Origin of the sequence: Pseudomonas sp. RIT-PI-S, from assembly GCF_025642975.1 — a bacterium.
In the GTDB taxonomy this organism is placed as follows: Bacteria; Pseudomonadota; Gammaproteobacteria; order Pseudomonadales; family Pseudomonadaceae; genus Aquipseudomonas.
Genome location: NZ_JANZKJ010000018.1, coordinates 11723 through 31808 on the forward strand (window position 1 = coordinate 11723; position 20086 = coordinate 31808).

A 20086-nucleotide genomic window follows, 5' to 3' on the forward strand; every position below is an offset into this window, starting at 1 on the left:
ACGTGAATGGGAGCGGGGGCTAACCCCCGCTTCCTGCTCCGCCAGGAGGAAAAGGCCTTGAAAGACCTGTTGAATCTGCTGAAAAACCAGGGTCAAGTCGAAGAGTTCGACGCCATCCGTATCGGCCTTGCCTCGCCTGAAATGATCCGTTCGTGGTCGTTCGGTGAAGTCAAGAAGCCAGAAACCATCAACTACCGTACGTTCAAGCCTGAGCGTGACGGCCTGTTCTGCGCCAAGATCTTTGGCCCAGTGAAGGACTACGAGTGCCTGTGCGGTAAGTACAAGCGCCTCAAGCACCGTGGTGTTATCTGCGAGAAGTGCGGCGTTGAAGTCGCGCTGGCCAAGGTGCGTCGCGAGCGTATGGCGCACATCGAACTGGCCTCGCCAGTTGCCCACATCTGGTTCCTGAAGTCGCTGCCGTCGCGTATCGGCCTGCTGATGGACATGACCCTGCGTGATATCGAGCGCGTGCTCTATTTCGAGAGCTACGTAGTGATCGACCCGGGCATGACCACGCTCGAAAAAGGCCAGCTGCTCAACGACGAGCAGTACTTCGAAGCGCTCGAAGAGTTCGGCGATGACTTCGATGCCCGCATGGGCGCCGAAGCCGTCCGCGAACTGCTGCACGCTATTGATCTGGAGCACGAGATCGGTCGCCTGCGTGAAGAAATTCCGCAGACCAACTCGGAAACCAAAATCAAGAAGCTGTCCAAGCGCTTGAAGTTGATGGAAGCCTTCCAAGGTTCTGGCAACCTGCCAGAGTGGATGGTCCTGACCGTTCTGCCAGTGCTGCCGCCGGACCTGCGTCCGCTGGTGCCGCTCGATGGTGGTCGTTTCGCCACGTCCGACCTGAACGACCTGTACCGCCGTGTCATCAACCGTAACAACCGCCTGAAGCGTCTGCTGGATCTGTCTGCGCCCGATATCATCGTGCGTAACGAGAAGCGCATGCTGCAGGAAGCGGTCGATGCCCTGCTCGACAACGGTCGTCGCGGTCGTGCCATCACCGGCTCCAACAAGCGTCCTTTGAAGTCGCTGGCCGACATGATCAAAGGTAAACAAGGTCGTTTCCGTCAGAACCTGCTCGGTAAGCGCGTGGACTACTCCGGTCGTTCCGTGATCACCGTGGGCCCCACTCTGCGCCTGCACCAGTGCGGCCTGCCCAAGAAGATGGCCCTGGAGCTGTTCAAGCCGTTCATCTTCGGCAAATTGGAAGTCCGCGGCCTGGCCACCACCATCAAGGCGGCCAAGAAAATGGTCGAGCGCGAGCTGCCCGAGGTTTGGGACGTTCTCGCCGAAGTCATCCGCGAACACCCCGTGCTGCTCAACCGCGCGCCTACCCTGCACCGTCTGGGTATCCAAGCGTTCGAGCCGGTATTGATCGAAGGTAAAGCCATCCAGCTGCACCCGCTGGTGTGCGCGGCCTACAACGCCGACTTCGACGGTGACCAGATGGCCGTCCACGTTCCGCTGACCCTCGAGGCTCAGCTGGAAGCGCGTGCGCTGATGATGTCCACCAACAACATCCTCTCGCCGGCCAACGGCGAGCCGATCATCGTTCCTTCCCAGGACGTGGTTCTCGGTCTGTATTACATGACCCGTGAAGCCGTGAACGCGAAGGGCGAGGGTCGTATCTTCGCTGACCTGCAGGAAGTCGACCGCGTATTCCGCGCCGGCGAAGCCGCCTTGCACGCGAAGATCAAGGTCCGTATTACCGAAACCGTGAACGACCGCGATGGCAGCAGCGTGACCAACACCCGTATCGTCGACACTACCGTCGGCCGTGCGCTGTTGTTCCAGGTGGTACCTGCCGGCTTGCCGTACGAAGTCGTTAACCAGCCGATGAAGAAAAAGGCGATCTCCAAGCTGATCAACCATTGCTACCGCGTGGTGGGTCTGAAGGAAACCGTGATCTTCGCCGACCAGTTGATGTACACCGGTTTTGCCTACTCGACCATTTCCGGCGTTTCGATCGGTGTTAACGACTTCGTTATCCCGGACGAGAAAGCGCGCATCATCGGTACCGCTACCGAGGAAGTGAAAGAGATCGAGAGCCAATATGCCTCCGGCCTGGTAACCCAGGGCGAGAAGTACAACAAGGTGATCGACCTTTGGTCGAAGGCCAACGACGAAGTGTCCAAGGCGATGATGGCCAACCTTTCGAAAGAAAAGGTCATCGACCGCGAGGGCAAGGAAGTCGACCAGGAGTCCTTCAACTCCATGTACATGATGGCGGACTCCGGTGCCCGGGGTTCGGCGGCGCAGATTCGCCAGCTGGCCGGTATGCGGGGCCTGATGGCCAAGCCTGACGGCTCCATCATCGAAACGCCGATCACCGCGAACTTCCGTGAAGGCTTGAGCGTACTTCAGTACTTCATCTCCACTCACGGTGCTCGTAAGGGTCTGGCGGATACCGCGCTCAAGACCGCTAACTCCGGTTACCTGACCCGTCGTCTGGTAGACGTGGCGCAGGACCTGGTGGTGACCGAGATCGATTGCGGCACCGAGCAGGGTCTGATCATGACCCCGCACATCGAAGGCGGCGACGTGGTCGAGCCGCTGGGCGAGCGTGTACTGGGCCGTGTCATGGCCAAGGACGTAATGAAGCCTGGCACTGATGAAGTCATCGTTCCGGCCGGTACCCTGGTCGACGAGAAGTGGGTCGAGTTCATCGAGCTCAACAGCATCGACGAAGTCGTCGTGCGTTCGCCGATCAGCTGCGAAACCCGCTACGGCATCTGCGGCAAGTGCTACGGCCGCGACCTGGCTCGTGGTCACCTGGTGAACATCGGTGAAGCGGTCGGCGTTATCGCTGCTCAGTCCATCGGTGAGCCGGGTACCCAGCTGACCATGCGTACCTTCCACATCGGTGGTGCGGCCAGCCGGACCTCCGCAGCGGACAGCGTTCAGGTGAAGAACGGCGGTATGGTGCGCTTGCACAACCTCAAGCACGTCGAGCGTCTGGACGGGAACCTGGTTGCCGTGTCGCGTTCCGGCGAGCTGGCGATCGCGGACGAGTTCGGTCGTGAGCGTGAGCGCTACAAGCTGCCTTACGGTGCGGTCATTTCCGTGAAGGAAGGCGACAAGGTCGACGCTGGCGCTATCGTCGCCAAGTGGGACCCGCACACCCACCCGATCGTCACCGAAATGAAAGGTACGGTGACCTACGTCGGCATGGAAGAAGGCATCACCATCAAGCGCCAGACCGACGAATTGACCGGTTTGACCAACATCGAAGTGCTCGACGTGAAGGATCGCCCTGCCGCTGGCAAGGAAATCCGTCCGGCCGTGAAGATGGTGGGCGCTGATGGCAAGGACTTGCTGCTGCCAGGTACCGACGTACCGGCCCAGTACTTCCTGCCCGCGAACGCTCTGGTCGGTGTGGCGGATGGCGTTCAAGTGGGTGTGGGTGACGTTATCGCCCGTATCCCGCAGGAAACCTCCAAAACCCGCGACATCACCGGTGGTCTGCCGCGCGTTGCCGACTTGTTCGAGGCCCGTCGCCCGAAAGAGGCGTCGATTCTGGCGGAAGTCAGCGGCACCATCGCATTCGGTAAGGAAACCAAGGGCAAGCGCCGTCTGGTGATCACGCCGAACGATGGTAGCGATCCGTACGAAGAGCTGATTCCGAAGTGGCGCCACCTGAACGTCTTCGAAGGCGAACAGGTCAACCGCGGCGAAGTTATCTCGGACGGTCCGAGCGACCCGCACGACATCCTGCGCCTGCTGGGTGTAAGCGCGCTGGCCAAGTACATCGTCAACGAGATCCAGGACGTGTACCGCCTGCAGGGCGTGAAGATCAACGACAAGCACATCGAGACCATCCTGCGGCAGATGCTGCGTAAGGTTGAGATCGCCGAGTCCGGGGATTCAAGCTTCATCAAGGGCGACCAGATGGAACTCACCCACGTGCTGGTGGAGAACGAGCGCCTCGCCGCTGAGGACAAGTTCATCTCCAAGTTCTCGCGTGTGCTGCTTGGTATCACCAAGGCATCGCTGTCCACGGAATCCTTCATTTCCGCGGCATCGTTCCAGGAAACCACTCGGGTACTTACCGAGGCGGCGGTTACTGGCAAGCGCGACTACCTGCGTGGCCTGAAGGAAAACGTGGTGGTCGGCCGTCTGATCCCAGCCGGTACTGGCTTGGCCTATCACAGCGAGCGGAAGCGTCGCCGTGAAGCTGACAAACCGCTGCGCGTGAGCGCGAGTGAAGTGGAAGCCGCATTGACGGAAGCGCTGAACTCCAGCGGTAACTGACAGGGCTGGCGCGCCCTACCTTACTGGCTCGCGCCAGAAGGGTAGGGCGCGCTTTGCCTTGACTGAGGGGCGAGGGATCTTTAGACTCTCGTACCCCTAAATTTGGCGGGGCTTTTGCCCTGCCATTTGTTTTTCAAATAGGGCAACAAGCGTCGAAAGACATCAGTGGAGCTTAAAGATGGCAACGATCAACCAGCTGGTACGTCAGCCGCGCAAGCGTATCGTCGAGAAATCCGACGTACCTGCGCTGCAGAACTGCCCGCAGCGTCGTGGCGTGTGCACCCGTGTGTACACCACCACGCCGAAAAAACCTAACTCGGCACTCCGTAAAGTTTGCCGTGTGCGCCTGACCAACGGTTTCGAGGTTTCCTCGTACATCGGCGGTGAAGGTCACAACCTGCAAGAGCACAGCGTCGTGCTGATCCGTGGCGGTCGTGTAAAAGACTTGCCAGGTGTGCGTTACCACACCGTTCGCGGCTCCCTTGATACCTCGGGTGTTAAAGGCCGTAACCAGGGTCGTTCCAAGTACGGTACCAAGCGTCCGAAGTAAGGATCGCTTGCCGCACTTTGCAGTCAACATTTTTATTGAGTCGATAAGAGTAAGGTCGGGCTTATGTCCCGGGCTAACCTGAAGACCGTTTGAGGGCTTATCAATGCCAAGACGTCGTGTAGCAGCCAAGCGTGAAATCCTGGACGATCCGAAATACGGAAGCCAGATCCTCGCCAAATTCATGAACCACGTGATGGAAAGCGGCAAGAAAGCCGTTGCCGAGCGCATCGTTTACGGTGCACTGGAAACGGTTAAAGCGCGCAAGAACAGCGATCCCCTGGAAATCTTCGAGAAAGCTCTCGACGCCATCGCTCCGCTGGTCGAAGTAAAGTCCCGCCGTGTAGGCGGTGCAACCTACCAGGTTCCGGTCGAAGTTCGCCCATCCCGTCGTAACGCCCTGGCCATGCGCTGGCTGGTAGACTACGCCCGTAAGCGCGGCGAGAAGTCTATGGCCCTGCGCCTGGCTGGCGAGTTGCTGGATGCTGCTGAAGGCAAAGGCGCTGCGGTCAAGAAGCGTGAAGACGTGCACCGTATGGCTGAAGCCAACAAAGCCTTCTCGCACTACCGCTTCTAATATCAGCGTCACTCACTTTGCGAGGGCTTTATGGCTCGTACAACTCCGATTAAGCGCTACCGTAACATCGGTATCGTTGCTCACGTGGATGCTGGTAAAACCACCACTACCGAGCGCGTACTGTTTTACACCGGCGTAAACCACAAAATGGGCGAGGTGCATGACGGCGCCGCGACCATGGACTGGATGGTGCAGGAGCAGGAGCGGGGTATTACCATTACCTCCGCTGCAACTACCGCATTCTGGGCTGGCTCGAACAAGCAGTTCGACAAGCACCGCTTCAACATCATCGACACCCCCGGCCACGTTGACTTCACCATTGAAGTAGAGCGCTCGCTGCGCGTACTCGACGGCGCGGTCGTTGTGTTCTGTGGTACTTCCGGTGTTGAGCCTCAGTCCGAAACCGTATGGCGTCAGGCCAACAAATACGGCGTTCCACGTCTTGTTTACGTAAACAAGATGGACCGTGCAGGCGCGAACTTCCTGCGCGTAGTCGACCAGATCAAGAAGCGCCTGGGGCATACCCCGGTGCCGATTCAGCTGGCCATCGGCGCTGAAGACAACTTCCAGGGTCAGATCGACCTGATGAGCATGGAAGCGGTCTACTGGAACGACGAAGACAAGGGCATGGCTGCTCGCCGCGAGGCAATTCCTGCCGAGCTGCAAGAGCTGGCTGAAGAGTGGCGCGCCAACATGGTCGAAGCCGCTGCCGAAGCCAACGAAGAGCTGATGAACAAGTACCTTGAAGGTGAAGAGCTCACCGTTGAGGAAATCAAGGGCGCATTGCGTCAGCGGACCATCGCTGGCGAAATCGTTCTGGCTGTTTGCGGTTCTTCGTTCAAGAACAAGGGCGTTCCCCTGGTTCTGGACGCTGTTATCGACTATCTCCCTGCTCCTGTGGATATTCCTGCCATCAAGGGTTCGCACCCGGATGACGAGACCCAGGAAATGGAGCGTCACGCAGACGACGACGAGCCTTTCTCGGCTCTGGCGTTCAAGATCGCTACCGACCCCTTCGTTGGTACGTTGACCTTCGCCCGCGTTTACTCCGGTGTGTTGAACTCCGGCGACGGCGTGATCAACTCGGTCAAAGGCAAGAAAGAGCGCGTGGGGCGTATGGTGCAGATGCACGCAAACACCCGCGAAGAGATCAAGGAAGTTCGCGCTGGCGACATCGCGGCCTTGATCGGCATGAAGGACGTCACCACCGGTGACACCCTCTGCTCCGCTGACAAGCCGATTATCCTTGTGCGCATGGACTTCCCGGAGCCGGTAATCTCGGTAGCCGTGGAACCCAAGACCAAGGACGACCAGGAAAAGATGGGTATTGCACTGGGCAAGCTGGCTCAGGAAGACCCGTCCTTCCGCGTCAAGACCGACGAAGAAACCGGTCAGACCATCATCTCCGGTATGGGTGAGCTGCACCTGGACATCCTCGTTGACCGTATGCGTCGCGAGTTCAACGTCGAGGCGAACATCGGCAAGCCGCAGGTTTCTTACCGCGAGAAGATCACCAAGGGCGTTGAGATCGAAGGCAAGTTCGTTCGTCAGTCCGGTGGTCGTGGTCAGTTCGGTCATTGCTGGATTCGCTTCTCCCCAGCGGACGAAGACGATAAAGGCATTGCCGAAGGCCTGGTGTTCACCAACGAAGTTGTTGGTGGTGTGATTCCTAAGGAATACATCCCGGCAATCCAGAAGGGTATCGAAGAGCAGATGAAGAACGGCGTTGTTGCCGGCTATCCGCTGATCGGCCTGAAGGCTGCTGTTTTCGATGGTTCCTACCACGACGTCGACTCCAACGAGATGGCGTTCAAGGTCGCTGCTTCCATGGCTACCAAGCAACTGGCCCAGAAGGGCGGTGGCGTGGTGCTGGAGCCGATCATGAAAGTGGAAGTGGTCACCCCCGAGGACTACATGGGCGACGTGATGGGCGACCTGAACCGTCGTCGCGGCCTGATCCAAGGCATGGAAGATTCGGTCTCCGGCAAGGTTATTCGCGCCGAAGTGCCGCTGGGCGAGATGTTCGGTTACGCTACCGACGTTCGCTCCATGTCTCAGGGTCGCGCTAGCTACTCCATGGAATTCTCGAAATACTCCGAAGCTCCGTCGAATGTCGTCGAAGCCCTCGTTAAAAAACAAGGCTAACCAAGCCCTTTAGGCAAGAGGTTCACTGTCGTGGCTAAAGAAAAATTTGATCGTTCCCTACCGCACGTAAACGTTGGCACCATCGGCCACGTTGACCACGGTAAAACCACTCTGACCGCTGCTCTGACCCGCGTCTGCTCCGAAGTTTTCGGTTCGGCCCGTGTTGACTTCGACAAGATCGACAGCGCTCCAGAAGAAAAAGCGCGTGGTATCACCATCAACACCGCGCACGTCGAGTACAACTCGAACATTCGTCACTACGCTCACGTTGACTGCCCAGGTCACGCTGACTATGTGAAGAACATGATCACCGGTGCTGCCCAGATGGACGGCGCGATCCTGGTTTGCTCGGCCGCTGATGGTCCGATGCCTCAGACTCGCGAACACATCCTGCTGTCCCGTCAGGTTGGCGTTCCCTACATCGTCGTATTCCTGAACAAGGCCGACCTGGTGGACGACGCTGAGCTGCTGGAACTGGTTGAGATGGAAGTGCGTGACCTGCTCAGCACTTACGATTTCCCAGGCGACGACACCCCGATCATCATCGGTTCGGCTCGTATGGCGCTGGAAGGTCTGGACGACAACGAAATGGGCACCACTGCCGTTCGTAAACTGGTCGAGACTCTGGACAGCTACATCCCAGAGCCAGTTCGTCTGATCGACAAGCCGTTCCTGATGCCAATCGAAGACGTGTTCTCGATCTCCGGCCGCGGTACTGTTGTAACCGGTCGTATCGAGCGCGGTATCGTCAAGGTCCAGGATCCTCTGGAAATCGTTGGTCTGCGTGACACCACCGTCACCACCTGCACCGGTGTTGAAATGTTCCGCAAACTGCTCGACGAAGGTCGTGCTGGCGAGAACTGCGGCGTTCTGCTGCGCGGCACCAAGCGTGACGACGTTGAGCGTGGCCAGGTTTTGGTCAAGCCAGGTTCGGTCAAGCCGCACACCAAGTTCGAAGCAGAAGTGTACGTGCTGAGCAAAGAAGAAGGCGGCCGTCACACTCCGTTCTTCAAAGGCTACCGTCCTCAGTTCTACTTCCGTACCACTGACGTGACCGGTAACTGCGAACTGCCGGAAGGCGTTGAAATGGTTATGCCAGGCGACAACATCAAACTGGTTGTCACCCTGATCAAAACCATCGCGATGGAAGACGGCCTGCGTTTCGCAATCCGTGAAGGTGGTCGTACCGTTGGTGCTGGCGTTGTAGCCAAAATCATCGAGTAATACCCCAGCGTCACAAAGAGCCCCCGCCTAGCGGGGGCTTTTTTATTGGGTTGACACTCGTTAGGGGCGTCTATAGAATCACGCCTCCTTTTAACGGGCGTAGTCCGTCTGTTGGGAATGAGCCTGGAGTCTGAAATCCAATGCAAAATCAGCAAATTCGTATCAGGTTGAAGGCATTTGACCATCGCCTGATCGACCAATCCACCCAGGAAATCGTGGAAACCGCGAAGCGTACTGGGGCACAGGTGCGTGGTCCGATTCCACTGCCTACCCGTAAGGAGCGGTTCACTGTTCTGGTTTCCCCGCACGTCAACAAAGACGCGCGTGATCAGTACGAAATCCGCACTCATAAGCGTGTTCTGGACATCGTCCAGCCAACGGACAAAACCGTTGATGCGCTGATGAAGCTCGACCTCGCGGCAGGCGTGGAAGTACAGATCAGCCTCGGCTAAGACCCGTGTCTTGGTCGTGTAACGCTCTGAAATGGGCGGCCATAGCGGGTGAAAGCCCCGTACACTCATGAGGTTTACAACATGACTATTGGTGTAGTCGGTCGTAAGTGCGGCATGACCCGCATTTTCACCGAAGATGGTGTCTCTATTCCGGTTACGGTCATTGAGATCGAGCCGAATCGCGTCACCCAGTTCAAAACCGAAGAATCCGATGGCTATCGTGCAGTGCAAGTCACTGTCGGCGAGCGTCGTGCTTCGCGCGTAACCGCAGCTCAGGCTGGCCACTTCGCCAAGGCGAACGTAGCTGCCGGCCGTGGTGTCTGGGAATTCCGTCTTGAAGAAGGCGAGTACCAGGCAGGCGACCTGATCAACTCGGAACTGTTCGCAGCAGGCCAGCTGGTAGACGTTACCGGCCAGTCCAAGGGTAAAGGCTTTGCCGGTACCATTAAGCGCTGGAACTTCCGTGGTCAGGACAATACCCACGGTAACTCCGTTTCCCACCGCGTTCCGGGCTCCATCGGCCAGTGCCAGACTCCTGGTCGTGTTTTCAAGGGCAAGAAAATGTCCGGTCACATGGGCGCCGAGCGCGTGACCGTCCAGTCCCTGGAAGTGGTCCGCGTTGACGCTGAACGCAACCTGCTGCTGGTCAAGGGCGCCGTTCCTGGTGCTACTGGCGGCGACGTGGTTGTGCGTCCGGCTGTTAAGGCTCGCGGTTAAGGGGAAGCTGACATGCAATTGAATGTAAATGACGCGCAAGCGATCGAAGTTTCCGAACTGACCTTTGGTGGCGAGTTCAACGAGACCCTGGTTCACCAGGCCGTTGTAGCCTACATGGCCGGTGGCCGTCAGGGCAGCAAGCAACAGAAGACCCGCTCGGACGTATCCGGCGGCGGCAAGCGCCCATGGCGCCAGAAGGGCACTGGTCGTGCTCGTGCCGGTACTATCCGTAGCCCACTGTGGCGCGGTGGTGGTACTACCTTCGCTGCTCGTCCTCAGGATCACTCGCAGAAGCTCAACAAGAAGATGTACCGCGCAGCACTGCGCTCCATCCTTGCCGAGCTGGTACGTACTGATCGTCTGGTCGTGGTTCAGGACTTCGCTGTTGAAGCGCCGAAAACCAAAGAACTGCTGGGCAAGCTGAACGGCCTGGGTCTGAACGACGTGCTGATCGTTTCCGAAGCCGTTGATCAGAACCTGTACCTGGCTGCTCGCAACCTGCCGCACGTCGACGTACGTGACGTTCAAGGTTCCGACCCGGTCAGTCTGATCGCATACGACAAGGTGTTGATCACCGTGTCGGCCGTGAAGAAATTCGAGGAGCTGCTGGGATGAACCAGGAACGCGTATTTAAAGTTCTGCTTGGCCCGCATGTATCCGAGAAGGCCACCGGTCTGGCTGAGAAGAAAGGCCAGTTCGTCTTCAAGGTTGCGACCGACGCTACCAAGCTGGAAATCAAGAAGGCCGTCGAAACGCTGTTCGGCGTAAAAGTGGACCGCGTGACTACCCTGAACGTTTTGGGTAAGACCAAGCGTACCGCTCGGGGTCTGGGCAAGCGTAATGACTGGAAGAAGGCGGTTGTCGCCCTTCAGCCAGGCCAAGATCTCGATTTCAGCAGCAGTGCTGAGTAAGGAAGGGGTGCATCATGGCAATCGTTAAATGCAAACCGACTTCCCCTGGCCGCCGTTTCGTGGTCAAGGTGGTCAACCAGGAGCTGCATAAAGGCGCTCCTTACGCTCCGCTGCTCGAGAAGAAGTCGAAGTCTGGCGGTCGTAACAACAATGGCCGTATCACCACCCGTCACGTTGGCGGTGGTCACAAGCAGCACTACCGTCTGGTCGACTTCCGTCGCAACGACAAGGACGGCATCACTGCCGTTGTCGAGCGCATCGAATACGATCCGAACCGTACTGCTCACCTGGCCCTGCTGCGTTATGCCGATGGCGAGCGTCGTTACATCATCGCGCCGAAGGGCGTGAGTGCTGGCGACCAGCTGATCTCCGGCGCCCTGGCTCCAATCAAGCCGGGTAACAGCCTGCAGCTGCGCAACATTCCGGTAGGTAGCACCGTTCACGGTATCGAGCTCAAGCCAGGCAAGGGTGCTCAAATTGCACGCTCCGCTGGTGCTTCCGCTCAGCTGGTTGCTCGTGAAGGCGTCTACGTGACCCTGCGCCTGCGTTCCGGTGAGATGCGTAAAGTGCTCTCCGAGTGCCGCGCGACCCTGGGTGAAGTCTCGAACTCCGAGCACAGCCTGCGCTCGCTAGGTAAAGCCGGTGCCAAACGCTGGCGTGGCGTTCGTCCGACCGTTCGTGGTGTTGCCATGAACCCGGTTGATCACCCGCATGGTGGTGGTGAAGGTCGTACCTCCGGTGGTCGTCATCCGGTATCGCCATGGGGCTTCCCGACCAAGGGTGCGAAAACCCGTGGTAATAAGCGTACCGACAACATGATCGTCCGTCGTCGCAAGTAATCTGAGGATACGACAGTGCCACGTTCTCTGAAAAAAGGTCCTTTTATCGATCTTCACCTGTTGAAGAAGGTCGAAGTGGCGGCGGAAAAGAACGATCGCAAGCCGGTGAAAACCTGGTCGCGCCGTTCGATGATCCTGCCGCAAATGGTTGGTCTGACCATCGCCGTTCATAACGGTCGTCAACACGTTCCGGTTCTCGTGAGCGAAGACATGGTTGGCCATAAACTGGGCGAGTTCGCCGGTACCCGCACCTATCGCGGGCACGTGGCTGACAAGAAAGCCAAGCGTTAAGGGGTAAGGAAATGGAAGTAGCCGCTAAGTTGTCGGGCGCTCGCATCTCCGCCCAGAAAGCCCGCTTGGTCGCCGACCAGATTCGCGGGAAGAAGGTGGGCGAAGCGCTCAACCTGTTGGCCTTCAGCAGCAAGAAGGCCGCTGAAGTCATGAAGAAAGTCCTGGAGTCGGCCGTTGCCAACGCCGAACACAACGAAGGCGCAGACGTCGACGACCTGAAAGTGTCGACTGTTTTCGTCAACGAAGGGCGTTCGCTGAAGCGCATCATGCCGCGTGCCAAAGGCCGCGCTGATCGCATCGTCAAGCGGTCTTGCCATATCACTGTCAAGGTTGCGGACAAGTAACGGAGTCGATCAGATGGGTCAGAAAGTACATCCCGTTGGCATTCGCCTGGGAATCGTCAAGGAGCACACCTCCGTCTGGTACGCAGACGGTCGGACCTACGCAGATTATCTGCTGGCGGATCTGAAAACGCGTGAGTTCCTGCAAGACAAACTAAAAAGCGCGTCCGTAAGCCGTATCGATATCCATCGTCCGGCTCAGACTGCACGTATCACCATCCACACCGCTCGTCCCGGCATCGTGATCGGCAAGAAAGGTGAAGATGTTGAGAAACTGCGTCAGGACCTGACCAAGCAAATGGGTGTGCCAGTGCACATCAACATCGAAGAGATCCGCAAGCCGGAGCTCGACGGTATGCTGGTTGCACAGAGCGTAGCTCAGCAGCTGGAACGCCGCGTAATGTTCCGTCGCGCCATGAAGCGTGCCGTACAGAACGCCATGCGTATTGGTGCCAAGGGCATCAAGATCCAGGTGAGCGGTCGTCTGGGCGGTGCTGAAATCGCACGTACTGAATGGTATCGCGAAGGTCGTGTGCCCCTGCACACCCTGCGTGCCGATATCGACTATGCCACCTACGAAGCTCACACCACCTACGGTGTGATTGGTGTCAAGGTTTGGATCTTCAAAGGCGAAGTGATTGGTGGTCGCCAGGAAGAGCTGAAACCTCAAGCACCTGCGCCTCGTAAAAAAGCTGCCAAGTAAGGGGTACGCCAAATGTTGCAACCAAAGCGTACAAAATTCCGCAAGCAGATGACCGGCCACAACCGTGGTCTGGCACTGCGCGGTAGCAAAGTCAGCTTCGGCGAATTCGCCTTGAAAGCTGTTGCTCGCGGCCGCCTCACCGCCCGCCAGATCGAATCGGCACGTCGTGCCCTGACCCGTCACGTTAAGCGTGGTGGCAAGATCTGGATTCGCGTATTCCCGGACAAGCCGATCTCCAAGAAGCCTCTCGAAGTGCGGATGGGTAAAGGTAAGGGTAGCGTCGAGTATTGGGTAGCCCAGATCCAGCCAGGTAAAGTCCTGTACGAGATCGAAGGTGTTTCCGAAGAGCTGGCGCGTGAGGCATTCGCCTTGGCGGCTGCAAAGCTGCCTCTCGCCACCTCCTTTGTTAAGCGGACGGTGATGTGATGCAAGCGAAAGAACTTCGTGAGAAATCAGCACAGCAACTGAACGAGCAACTGCTCGGCTTGCTGCGCGACCAGTTCAATCTGCGTATGCAGAAGGCAACTGGCCAGTTGGGGCAGTCTCACCTGCTCTCGCAAGTGAAGCGTGACATCGCTCGCGTGAAAACTGTGCTCAACCAGCAGGCAGGTAAGTAATCATGGCTGAAGCCGAAAAAACCGTCCGCACGCTGACTGGCCGAGTCGTCAGCGACAAGATGGACAAAACCATCACCGTTCTGATCGAGCGTCGCGTTAAGCACCCGATCTACGGTAAGTACGTCAAGCGTTCGACTAAGCTGCACGCTCACGACGAGAACAACCAGTGCCACGTTGGTGACAAGGTCACCATCCGTGAAACCCGTCCGGTCGCCAAGACCAAGAACTGGGCCCTGGTTGAAATCGTTGAACGCGCTGTTGAAGTCTAAGGGCTAGGGGTCGGAGATATTTTATGATTCAGACTCAATCCATGCTCGATGTGGCCGATAACAGCGGCGCTCGTCGCGTAATGTGCATCAAGGTTCTCGGCGGTTCGCACCGCCGTTACGCCGGCATTGGTGACATCATCAAAGTTACCGTGAAGGAAGCGATTCCCCGCGGCAAGGTCAAGAAAGGCCAGGTGATGACCGCTGTTGTCGTACGTACCCGTCACGGTGTGCGCCGCGCTGATGGTTCCATCATCCGCTTCGACGGCAACGCTGCTGTTCTGCTGAACAACAAGCAAGAGCCGATCGGCACCCGTATCTTTGGGCCAGTGACCCGTGAGCTTCGTTCTGAGAAGTTCATGAAGATCGTCTCGCTCGCCCCAGAAGTGCTGTAAGGAGATCCGACATGCAAAAGATTCGTCGTGACGACGAGATCATCGTGATCGCCGGCAAAGACAAGGGCAAGCGCGGTAAGGTGCTGAAGGTTCTCGCTGACGACCGTCTGGTCGTTGGCGGTGTGAACCTGGTGAAGCGCCATACCAAGCCGAATCCGATGGCTGGCATTCAAGGCGGTATCGTCGAGAAAGAAGCGCCTCTGCACGCTTCCAACGTTGCCATTTTCAACGGTGAAACCAACAAGGCTGACCGCGTTGGCTTCAAGGTAGAAGACGGCAAGAAAATTCGTGTCTTCAAGTCGACCCAGAAAGCGGTTGATGCTTGAACACTGCTAGGTAGAAGACAATGGCACGACTGAAAGAGATTTACCGGAAGGAAATCGCTCCGAAGCTTAAGGAAGAACTTAAGCTGGCGAACGTGATGGAAGTTCCGCGCGTTACCAAGATCACCTTGAACATGGGTCTGGGCGAAGCGATCGGTGACAAGAAAGTCATCGAGCACGCTGTTGCTGACCTGGAAAAGATCACTGGCCAGAAGCCTGTCGTCACCTACGCTCGCAAATCCATTGCAGGCTTCAAGGTGCGTGAGGGCTGGCCGATCGGTGTCAAGGTTACCCTGCGTCGCGATCGTATGTACGAGTTCCTGGATCGCCTGCTGTCTATCTCCCTGCCTCGGGTTCGCGACTTCCGCGGCCTGAATGCCAAGTCCTTCGATGGTCGCGGCAACTACAGCATGGGCGTGAAAGAGCAGATCATTTTCCCGGAAATCGATTACGACAAGATCGATGCTCTGCGCGGTCTGGACATTACCCTGACCACTACCGCACGTTCGGACGACGAAGGCCGCGCTCTGCTGCGTGCATTCAAGTTCCCGTTCCGTAACTGATAGGAGTCGGATAATGGCTAAGACCAGTATGAAAAACCGTGAGCTGAAGCGTCAGCAAACGGTAGCCAAGTACGCTAAAAAGCGTGCCGAGCTGAAAGCGACCATCGTCAACCTGAATGCAACTCCAGAAGAGCGTTGGGCAGCCAGCGTCGCTCTGCAGAAGCAACCTCGTGACGCTAGCGCTTCGCGTTTGCGCAACCGTTGCCGCCTGACCGGTCGTCCTCACGGTGTATACCGTAAGTTCGGCCTGGCGCGTAACATGCTGCGCCAAGCTGCAATGCGTGGTGACGTACCAGGCCTGGTCAAGGCTAGCTGGTAAGTCGCAAACCGCGGCGGGTTCGCTCGCCGCTGGTCACGCAACACAATCAAGCCCCTTATGGGGCTTGATTCGTTTCTGAGGTGTGTCTAGAATGACCGGCTCGCCTGAGCCCGGGCTTTGCCTTGGGCGATCGTCAGGCGATTTTTGCAGCCGAAAGGCTCGTTTTTTATGTATCAGGAGCGTCTAGCCCATGAGTATGCAGGACCCGTTAGCGGACATGCTAACTCGCATCCGTAATGCCCAGATGGCTGAAAAGTCCGTCGTCAGCATGCCTTCTTCCAGTTTGAAGGTTGCGGTAGCCAAAGTTCTGAAGGACGAAGGCTATATCGCGGGTTATCAGGTCAGCGGCGAAGCCAAGCCTTCGCTGTCCATCGAGCTGAAATACTTCGAAGGCCGTCCGGTTATCGAAGAAGTCAAGCGCGTCAGCCGTCCTGGCCTGCGTCAGTACAAATCCGTCGACGATCTGCCAAAAGTTCGTGGCGGCCTCGGCGTATCCATCGTCTCCACCAACAAAGGTGTGATGACTGATCGTGCTGCGCGCGCTGCCGGTGTCGGCGGCGAAGTCCTTTGCACTGTGTTCTAAGGGGGGATAAGCATGTCTCGCGTCGCTAAGAACCCCGTCAGGCTGCCTGCTGGCGTAGAAGTTAAATTCGCCGGTCAGCAACTGTCGATCAAAGGTGCCAAAGGTACCCTCGAGCTGAACGTTCACGCATCTGTTGAAATCGTCGAAGAGGGTGGCGAACTGCGCTTCTCCGCTCGTAACGGTGATCAGCAGACTCGCGCAATGGCCGGCACCACCCGTGCACTGGTCAACAACATGGTGCAGGGCGTAAGCCAAGGCTTCGAGCGCAAGCTCCAGCTGGTCGGCGTAGGTTACAAGGCTCAGGCCAAGGGCGAAGTTCTGTCCCTGGCACTCGGTTTCTCGCACCCGGTTGATTATCAGCTGCCGAAAGGCGTTACCGCTGAAACTCCAAGCCAGACCGATATCGTGATCAAGGGTATCGACAAGCAGCTCGTGGGCCAGGTTGCCGCGGAAATCCGCGACTTCCGTCGTCCAGAGCCGTACAAAGGCAAGGGTGTCCGTTACGCGGATGAAGTCGTCCGCCGTAAAGAAGCCAAGAAGAAGTAGGGCCTAGCAAATGACCGACAAAAAAGTTACTCGTCTGCGTCGCGCTCGCAAAGCACGCCTGAAAATGCACGAGCTCGAGGCTGTGCGTCTGTGCGTGTATCGCTCTTCGCAGCACATTTATGCCCAGGTCATCTCGGCCGACGGCAGCAAGGTCCTGGCAAGCGCTTCGACCTTGGACAAAGAACTGCGTGATGGCGCCACCGGCAACATCGACGCCGCCACTAAGGTTGGCCAGCTGGTCGCTGAGCGCGCGAAAGCCGCTGGCGTTTCCCAAGTGGCTTTCGACCGTTCTGGCTTCAAGTACCACGGCCGCGTCAAGGCGCTGGCTGATGCTGCTCGTGAAGGCGGGCTGGAGTTCTAAGTTATGGCAAATAACGATCAAAAGCGCGACGAAGGCTACATCGAGAAGCTGGTTCAGGTTAACCGCGTTGCCAAGACCGTAAAAGGCGGTCGTATCTTCACCTTCACCGCGTTGACCGTGGTAGGTGATGGCAAGGGTCGCGTCGGCTTCGGCCGTGGCAAATCCCGCGAAGTGCCTGCAGCTATCCAGAAAGCTATGGAAGCCGCTCGCCGCAACATGATTCAGGTAGACCTGAACGGCACTACTCTGCAGTACGCCACCAAGTCCACCCACGGTGCATCCAAGGTGTACATGCAGCCTGCTTCCGAAGGTACCGGTATCATCGCCGGTGGCGCGATGCGTGCTGTGCTGGAAGTTGCTGGCGTTCAGAACGTTCTGGCCAAGTGCTACGGTTCGACCAACCCGGTCAACGTGGTTCACGCCACTTTCAATGGTCTGAAAGCCATGCAGTCCCCTGATTCGATCGCTGCCAAGCGCGGCAAGAGCGTCGAGGAGATTCTGTAATGTCCGCTACCTTGAAAGTTACGCTGATCAAGAGCACCGCCGGCCGCTTGCCTAACCACAAACTGTGCGTTAAAGGCCTGGGTCTGCGTCGCATCGGTCACACCGTGGAAGTCCTGGATACTCCCGAGAACCGCGGGATGATCAACAAGGCTTACTACATGCTGCGCGTCGAGGGTTGATTCGATGAAACTCAATGATCTGAGTCCAGCGCCGGGTTCCCGTCGCGAGAAGCATCGTCCGGGCCGTGGTATCGGTAGCGGCTTGGGCAAGACCGGTGGCCGCGGCCACAAGGGTCAGACCTCCCGCTCCGGTGGCACCATTGCTCCTGGCTTTGAAGGCGGTCAACAGCCGCTGCACCGTCGCCTGCCGAAGTTCGGCTTCGTTTCGCTGAAAGCCATGGACCGCGCTGAAGTGCGTACGTCCGAGCTGGCCAAGGTGGAAGGCGATGTCGTCACTGTGCAATCCCTCAAGGATGCCAACGTGATCAACCAAAACGTACAGCGTGTGAAAATCATGCTGTCGGGTGAGGTTACTCGTGCGGTCACCCTGAAGGGCATCGCCGCCACCAAAGGTGCGCGTGCGGCTATCGAAGCAGCTGGCGGCAAGTTCGAGGAATAAATGGCTAAGCAAGGTGCTCTCTCAGCGCTCAGCAAGAGTGGGGGTTTGTCCGAACTCTGGGCTCGTCTGCGTTTCCTGTTCCTGGCGATCATCGTCTACAGGATCGGCGCACACATCCCGGTGCCGGGCATCAACCCTGACCGGCTGGCGGACCTGTTCCGACAGAATGAGGGGACCATTCTTAGCTTGTTCAACATGTTTTCCGGCGGCGCGCTCGAGCGCATGAGCATCTTTGCATTGGGGATCATGCCGTACATCTCGGCTTCGATCATCATGCAGTTGATGACGGCGATCAGCCCGCAGCTGGAGCAGTTGAAGAAGGAAGGTGAGTCTGGCCGTCGCAAGATCAGCCAGTACACCCGCTATGGCACCGTGATCCTGGCACTGGTCCAGGCCATTGGCATGTCCATTGGCCTTGCCAACCAGGGCGTCGCGTTTTCCGCGGGCTTCGGCTTCTATTTCGTGGCAGTTTCCACCTTCGTGGCGGGCGCGCTGTTCATGATGTGGCTGGGCGAGCAGATTACCGAACGCGGTGTCGGCAACGGTATCTCGATGTTGATTTTCTCGGGTATCGTCGCCGGTCTTCCGAGAGCGATTGGGCAGTCTTTCGAGTCTGCGCGCATGGGTGATATCAACATTTTCGCCCTGATCGCCATCGGTTTGCTGGCAGTAGCGATCATTGGCTTCGTGGTGTTCATCGAGCGTGGTCAGCGCCGTATTGCGGTGCACTACGCCAAGCGTCAGCAGGGCCGCAAGGTCTTTGCTGCGCAGACCAGCCACCTGCCTTTGAAAGTGAACATGGCGGGGGTAATTCCCGCCATTTTCGCGAGCAGCATCTTGCTGTTCCCGGCTTCGCTGGGTGCCTGGTTCGGTCAGTCCGAAGGTATGGGCTGGCTGCAGGACGTCTCGCAGTCGATCGCGCCTGGTCAGCCGTTGAACATCTTGCTGTTTACCGCAGGGATCATTTTCTTCTGCTTCTTCTATACAGCGTTGATGTTCAACCCGAAAGACGTAGCGGAAAACCTGAAGAAGTCCGGTGCCTTTATTCCGGGCATCCGTCCGGGCGAGCAGTCCGCGCGCTACATTGATGGCGTATTGACCCGCTTGACCATGTTCGGTGCTCTATACATGACGGCCGTGTGCTTGCTTCCCCAGTTCCTGGTGGTCGCTGCAAACGTTCCGTTCTACCTTGGCGGGACCTCGTTGCTGATTGTGGTAGTGGTTGTGATGGACTTTATGGCCCAAGTGCAATCCCACCTCGTTTCGCACCAGTACGAATCCCTGATGAAGAAAGCCAACCTGAAGGGCTACGGCGGCAGCAGCATGCTGCGCTGAGGCGCCCATAAGGTTCGAGGAGTTGGTGATGAAAGTTCGTGCATCGGTGAAAAAGCTGTGCCGCAACTGCAAGATTATCCGCCGCGAAGGTGTTGTTCGCGTGATCTGCAGCGCGGAACCACGTCACAAGCAGCGCCAAGGCTGATTGTGAGTTGTGCTACAAGCCCGGCAGCTAGTGTGCTGCCGGGTTGATTAATTGTTTCTACAGCGATATCATCTCGCGCCCTATTTCTTGGCTTCCGGGGCGCAGGTAGCTGTCAATTGGAGTCCCACTGAATGGCCCGTATTGCAGGCGTTAACATTCCAGATAACAAGCATACTGTTATCTCGCTGACCTACATCTATGGTGTTGGTCGCACTACCGCGCAGAAAATTTGCGCGGACGCCGGTGTAAATCCGGCTGCAAAGATCAAGGATCTGAGCGACGAGCAAATCGAACTGCTGCGTGGCGAAGTCGCGAAAATCACCACCGAAGGTGACCTGCGTCGTGACATCAACATGAAGATCAAGCGCTTGATGGACCTGGGCTGCTACCGTGGCCTGCGTCATCGCCGCGGTCTGCCGGTTCGCGGTCAGCGCACCAAGACCAACGCCCGTACCCGTAAGGGTCCGCGCAAGCCGATCCGCAAGTAATCGCGCCAGCGAATCGACA

The 20086-nt window shown here is 57.7% G+C and carries 29 protein-coding genes; all 29 read left to right on the forward strand.

Annotated elements, in window-relative coordinates; translation table 11 throughout:
* Positions 1–57: 57 nt before the first annotated feature.
* Positions 58–4257, forward strand: coding sequence for a DNA-directed RNA polymerase subunit beta' (gene rpoC / locus OGL93_RS19935; RefSeq protein WP_263264660.1), 4200 nt, complete (start codon positions 58–60; stop codon positions 4255–4257).
* 178 nt (positions 4258–4435) lie between these two features.
* Positions 4436–4807, forward strand: coding sequence for a 30S ribosomal protein S12 (rpsL, locus tag OGL93_RS19940; RefSeq protein ID WP_003186084.1), 372 nt, complete (start codon positions 4436–4438; stop codon positions 4805–4807).
* Between the two features lie 103 nt (positions 4808–4910).
* A complete protein-coding gene (gene rpsG / locus OGL93_RS19945) occupies positions 4911–5381 on the forward strand; it encodes a 30S ribosomal protein S7 (RefSeq protein WP_040261491.1) in 471 nt (156 codons plus the stop codon).
* Between the two features lie 30 nt (positions 5382–5411).
* The gene (fusA, locus tag OGL93_RS19950; protein ID WP_263264662.1) at positions 5412–7526 is read left to right on the forward strand and encodes an elongation factor G; all 2115 of its coding nucleotides are present in this window, start codon (positions 5412–5414) and stop codon (positions 7524–7526) included.
* Positions 7527–7556: 30 nt separating this feature from the next.
* Positions 7557–8750 carry an elongation factor Tu gene (gene tuf, locus OGL93_RS19955; protein WP_263264663.1) on the forward strand — a complete coding sequence of 398 codons (1194 nt, stop codon included), beginning with the start codon at positions 7557–7559 and terminating at the stop codon, positions 8748–8750.
* A 140-nt stretch (positions 8751–8890) separates the two neighbouring features.
* Positions 8891–9202 carry a 30S ribosomal protein S10 gene (gene rpsJ, locus OGL93_RS19960; protein WP_003186070.1) on the forward strand — a complete coding sequence of 104 codons (312 nt, stop codon included), beginning with the start codon at positions 8891–8893 and terminating at the stop codon, positions 9200–9202.
* An 81-nt stretch (positions 9203–9283) separates the two neighbouring features.
* Complete coding sequence (gene rplC / locus OGL93_RS19965; RefSeq protein WP_040261494.1) at positions 9284–9919, forward strand: 50S ribosomal protein L3; 636 nt, start codon at positions 9284–9286, stop codon at positions 9917–9919.
* A 12-nt stretch (positions 9920–9931) separates the two neighbouring features.
* Positions 9932–10534, forward strand: coding sequence for a 50S ribosomal protein L4 (gene rplD, locus OGL93_RS19970; RefSeq protein WP_040261495.1), 603 nt, complete (start codon positions 9932–9934; stop codon positions 10532–10534).
* Positions 10531–10830 (forward strand): 50S ribosomal protein L23, encoded by a 300-nt coding sequence (gene rplW, locus OGL93_RS19975; protein ID WP_263264664.1) that lies wholly within the window; start codon positions 10531–10533, stop codon positions 10828–10830. The genes rplD and rplW overlap by 4 nt, the downstream gene beginning before the upstream one ends.
* Positions 10831–10844: 14 nt before the next feature.
* Entirely contained in the window at positions 10845–11669 is an 825-nt protein-coding gene (gene rplB, locus OGL93_RS19980) for a 50S ribosomal protein L2 (protein ID WP_263264665.1), read from the forward strand.
* Between the two features lie 15 nt (positions 11670–11684).
* On the forward strand, positions 11685–11960 hold the full coding sequence (gene rpsS / locus OGL93_RS19985) for a 30S ribosomal protein S19 (RefSeq protein WP_040261498.1): 276 nt from the start codon (positions 11685–11687) through the stop codon (positions 11958–11960).
* An 11-nt stretch (positions 11961–11971) separates the two neighbouring features.
* A complete protein-coding gene (gene rplV, locus OGL93_RS19990) occupies positions 11972–12304 on the forward strand; it encodes a 50S ribosomal protein L22 (protein WP_168085195.1) in 333 nt (110 codons plus the stop codon).
* A gap of 13 nt (positions 12305–12317) precedes the next feature.
* Positions 12318–13004: a 30S ribosomal protein S3 gene (gene rpsC / locus OGL93_RS19995; RefSeq protein ID WP_168085194.1), complete on the forward strand. Its 687-nt coding sequence runs from the start codon at positions 12318–12320 to the stop codon at positions 13002–13004.
* 12 nt (positions 13005–13016) lie between these two features.
* On the forward strand, positions 13017–13430 hold the full coding sequence (gene rplP, locus OGL93_RS20000; RefSeq protein ID WP_003255479.1) for a 50S ribosomal protein L16: 414 nt from the start codon (positions 13017–13019) through the stop codon (positions 13428–13430).
* Positions 13430–13621: a 50S ribosomal protein L29 gene (gene rpmC / locus OGL93_RS20005; RefSeq protein ID WP_040261502.1), complete on the forward strand. Its 192-nt coding sequence runs from the start codon at positions 13430–13432 to the stop codon at positions 13619–13621. Before rplP ends, rpmC begins: the two co-directional genes overlap by 1 nt.
* A 2-nt stretch (positions 13622–13623) precedes the next feature.
* Positions 13624–13890 carry a 30S ribosomal protein S17 gene (gene rpsQ / locus OGL93_RS20010; RefSeq protein WP_263264668.1) on the forward strand — a complete coding sequence of 89 codons (267 nt, stop codon included), beginning with the start codon at positions 13624–13626 and terminating at the stop codon, positions 13888–13890.
* A gap of 23 nt (positions 13891–13913) precedes the next feature.
* Positions 13914–14282 (forward strand): 50S ribosomal protein L14, encoded by a 369-nt coding sequence (gene rplN / locus OGL93_RS20015; RefSeq protein ID WP_003243907.1) that lies wholly within the window; start codon positions 13914–13916, stop codon positions 14280–14282.
* 11 nt (positions 14283–14293) lie between these two features.
* Positions 14294–14608: a 50S ribosomal protein L24 gene (gene rplX / locus OGL93_RS20020; RefSeq protein ID WP_040261506.1), complete on the forward strand. Its 315-nt coding sequence runs from the start codon at positions 14294–14296 to the stop codon at positions 14606–14608.
* A 20-nt stretch (positions 14609–14628) separates the two neighbouring features.
* Positions 14629–15168, forward strand: a complete 540-nt coding sequence (rplE, locus tag OGL93_RS20025; protein ID WP_263264671.1) for a 50S ribosomal protein L5 — start codon at positions 14629–14631, stop codon at positions 15166–15168.
* 13 nt (positions 15169–15181) lie between these two features.
* Positions 15182–15487: a 30S ribosomal protein S14 gene (gene rpsN / locus OGL93_RS20030; RefSeq protein WP_181117536.1), complete on the forward strand. Its 306-nt coding sequence runs from the start codon at positions 15182–15184 to the stop codon at positions 15485–15487.
* Positions 15488–15677: 190 nt separating this feature from the next.
* The gene (rpsH, locus tag OGL93_RS20035) at positions 15678–16070 is read left to right on the forward strand and encodes a 30S ribosomal protein S8 (protein ID WP_263264674.1); all 393 of its coding nucleotides are present in this window, start codon (positions 15678–15680) and stop codon (positions 16068–16070) included.
* Positions 16071–16082: 12 nt separating this feature from the next.
* Positions 16083–16616, forward strand: coding sequence for a 50S ribosomal protein L6 (rplF, locus tag OGL93_RS20040; RefSeq protein ID WP_263264676.1), 534 nt, complete (start codon positions 16083–16085; stop codon positions 16614–16616).
* A 10-nt stretch (positions 16617–16626) separates the two neighbouring features.
* A complete protein-coding gene (rplR, locus tag OGL93_RS20045) occupies positions 16627–16977 on the forward strand; it encodes a 50S ribosomal protein L18 (protein WP_040261511.1) in 351 nt (116 codons plus the stop codon).
* A gap of 3 nt (positions 16978–16980) precedes the next feature.
* Positions 16981–17481 (forward strand): 30S ribosomal protein S5, encoded by a 501-nt coding sequence (gene rpsE / locus OGL93_RS20050; protein ID WP_040261512.1) that lies wholly within the window; start codon positions 16981–16983, stop codon positions 17479–17481.
* Positions 17481–17660, forward strand: coding sequence for a 50S ribosomal protein L30 (gene rpmD, locus OGL93_RS20055; RefSeq protein ID WP_181117532.1), 180 nt, complete (start codon positions 17481–17483; stop codon positions 17658–17660). The genes rpsE and rpmD overlap by 1 nt, the downstream gene beginning before the upstream one ends.
* Positions 17661–17664: 4 nt before the next feature.
* Entirely contained in the window at positions 17665–18099 is a 435-nt protein-coding gene (gene rplO / locus OGL93_RS20060; protein WP_263264678.1) for a 50S ribosomal protein L15, read from the forward strand.
* Complete coding sequence (gene secY / locus OGL93_RS20065; RefSeq protein WP_263264680.1) at positions 18100–19434, forward strand: preprotein translocase subunit SecY; 1335 nt, start codon at positions 18100–18102, stop codon at positions 19432–19434. It begins immediately after the preceding gene.
* A 28-nt stretch (positions 19435–19462) separates the two neighbouring features.
* Positions 19463–19579: a 50S ribosomal protein L36 gene (gene rpmJ, locus OGL93_RS20070; RefSeq protein WP_002555468.1), complete on the forward strand. Its 117-nt coding sequence runs from the start codon at positions 19463–19465 to the stop codon at positions 19577–19579.
* A 131-nt stretch (positions 19580–19710) separates the two neighbouring features.
* Entirely contained in the window at positions 19711–20067 is a 357-nt protein-coding gene (gene rpsM / locus OGL93_RS20075) for a 30S ribosomal protein S13 (protein ID WP_263264682.1), read from the forward strand.
* The last annotated feature ends 19 nt before the right edge of the window (positions 20068–20086 follow it).

Coding starts and splice junctions, on each gene's coding strand:
- rpsL (WP_003186084.1), top strand. CDS start 4,436: ATGGCAACGATCAACCAGCTGGTACGTCAGCCGCGCAAGCGTATCGTC.
- rpsG (WP_040261491.1), top strand. CDS start 4,911: ATGCCAAGACGTCGTGTAGCAGCCAAGCGTGAAATCCTGGACGATCCG.
- fusA (WP_263264662.1), top strand. CDS start 5,412: ATGGCTCGTACAACTCCGATTAAGCGCTACCGTAACATCGGTATCGTT.
- rpsJ (WP_003186070.1), top strand. CDS start 8,891: ATGCAAAATCAGCAAATTCGTATCAGGTTGAAGGCATTTGACCATCGC.
- rplC (WP_040261494.1), top strand. CDS start 9,284: ATGACTATTGGTGTAGTCGGTCGTAAGTGCGGCATGACCCGCATTTTC.
- rplD (WP_040261495.1), top strand. CDS start 9,932: ATGCAATTGAATGTAAATGACGCGCAAGCGATCGAAGTTTCCGAACTG.
- rplW (WP_263264664.1), top strand. CDS start 10,531: ATGAACCAGGAACGCGTATTTAAAGTTCTGCTTGGCCCGCATGTATCC.
- rplB (WP_263264665.1), top strand. CDS start 10,845: ATGGCAATCGTTAAATGCAAACCGACTTCCCCTGGCCGCCGTTTCGTG.
- rplV (WP_168085195.1), top strand. CDS start 11,972: ATGGAAGTAGCCGCTAAGTTGTCGGGCGCTCGCATCTCCGCCCAGAAA.
- rpsC (WP_168085194.1), top strand. CDS start 12,318: ATGGGTCAGAAAGTACATCCCGTTGGCATTCGCCTGGGAATCGTCAAG.
- rplP (WP_003255479.1), top strand. CDS start 13,017: ATGTTGCAACCAAAGCGTACAAAATTCCGCAAGCAGATGACCGGCCAC.
- rpmC (WP_040261502.1), top strand. CDS start 13,430: ATGCAAGCGAAAGAACTTCGTGAGAAATCAGCACAGCAACTGAACGAG.
- rpsQ (WP_263264668.1), top strand. CDS start 13,624: ATGGCTGAAGCCGAAAAAACCGTCCGCACGCTGACTGGCCGAGTCGTC.
- rplN (WP_003243907.1), top strand. CDS start 13,914: ATGATTCAGACTCAATCCATGCTCGATGTGGCCGATAACAGCGGCGCT.
- rplX (WP_040261506.1), top strand. CDS start 14,294: ATGCAAAAGATTCGTCGTGACGACGAGATCATCGTGATCGCCGGCAAA.
- rplE (WP_263264671.1), top strand. CDS start 14,629: ATGGCACGACTGAAAGAGATTTACCGGAAGGAAATCGCTCCGAAGCTT.
- rpsN (WP_181117536.1), top strand. CDS start 15,182: ATGGCTAAGACCAGTATGAAAAACCGTGAGCTGAAGCGTCAGCAAACG.
- rpsH (WP_263264674.1), top strand. CDS start 15,678: ATGAGTATGCAGGACCCGTTAGCGGACATGCTAACTCGCATCCGTAAT.
- rplF (WP_263264676.1), top strand. CDS start 16,083: ATGTCTCGCGTCGCTAAGAACCCCGTCAGGCTGCCTGCTGGCGTAGAA.
- rplR (WP_040261511.1), top strand. CDS start 16,627: ATGACCGACAAAAAAGTTACTCGTCTGCGTCGCGCTCGCAAAGCACGC.
- rpsE (WP_040261512.1), top strand. CDS start 16,981: ATGGCAAATAACGATCAAAAGCGCGACGAAGGCTACATCGAGAAGCTG.
- rpmD (WP_181117532.1), top strand. CDS start 17,481: ATGTCCGCTACCTTGAAAGTTACGCTGATCAAGAGCACCGCCGGCCGC.
- rplO (WP_263264678.1), top strand. CDS start 17,665: ATGAAACTCAATGATCTGAGTCCAGCGCCGGGTTCCCGTCGCGAGAAG.
- secY (WP_263264680.1), top strand. CDS start 18,100: ATGGCTAAGCAAGGTGCTCTCTCAGCGCTCAGCAAGAGTGGGGGTTTG.
- rpmJ (WP_002555468.1), top strand. CDS start 19,463: ATGAAAGTTCGTGCATCGGTGAAAAAGCTGTGCCGCAACTGCAAGATT.
- rpsM (WP_263264682.1), top strand. CDS start 19,711: ATGGCCCGTATTGCAGGCGTTAACATTCCAGATAACAAGCATACTGTT.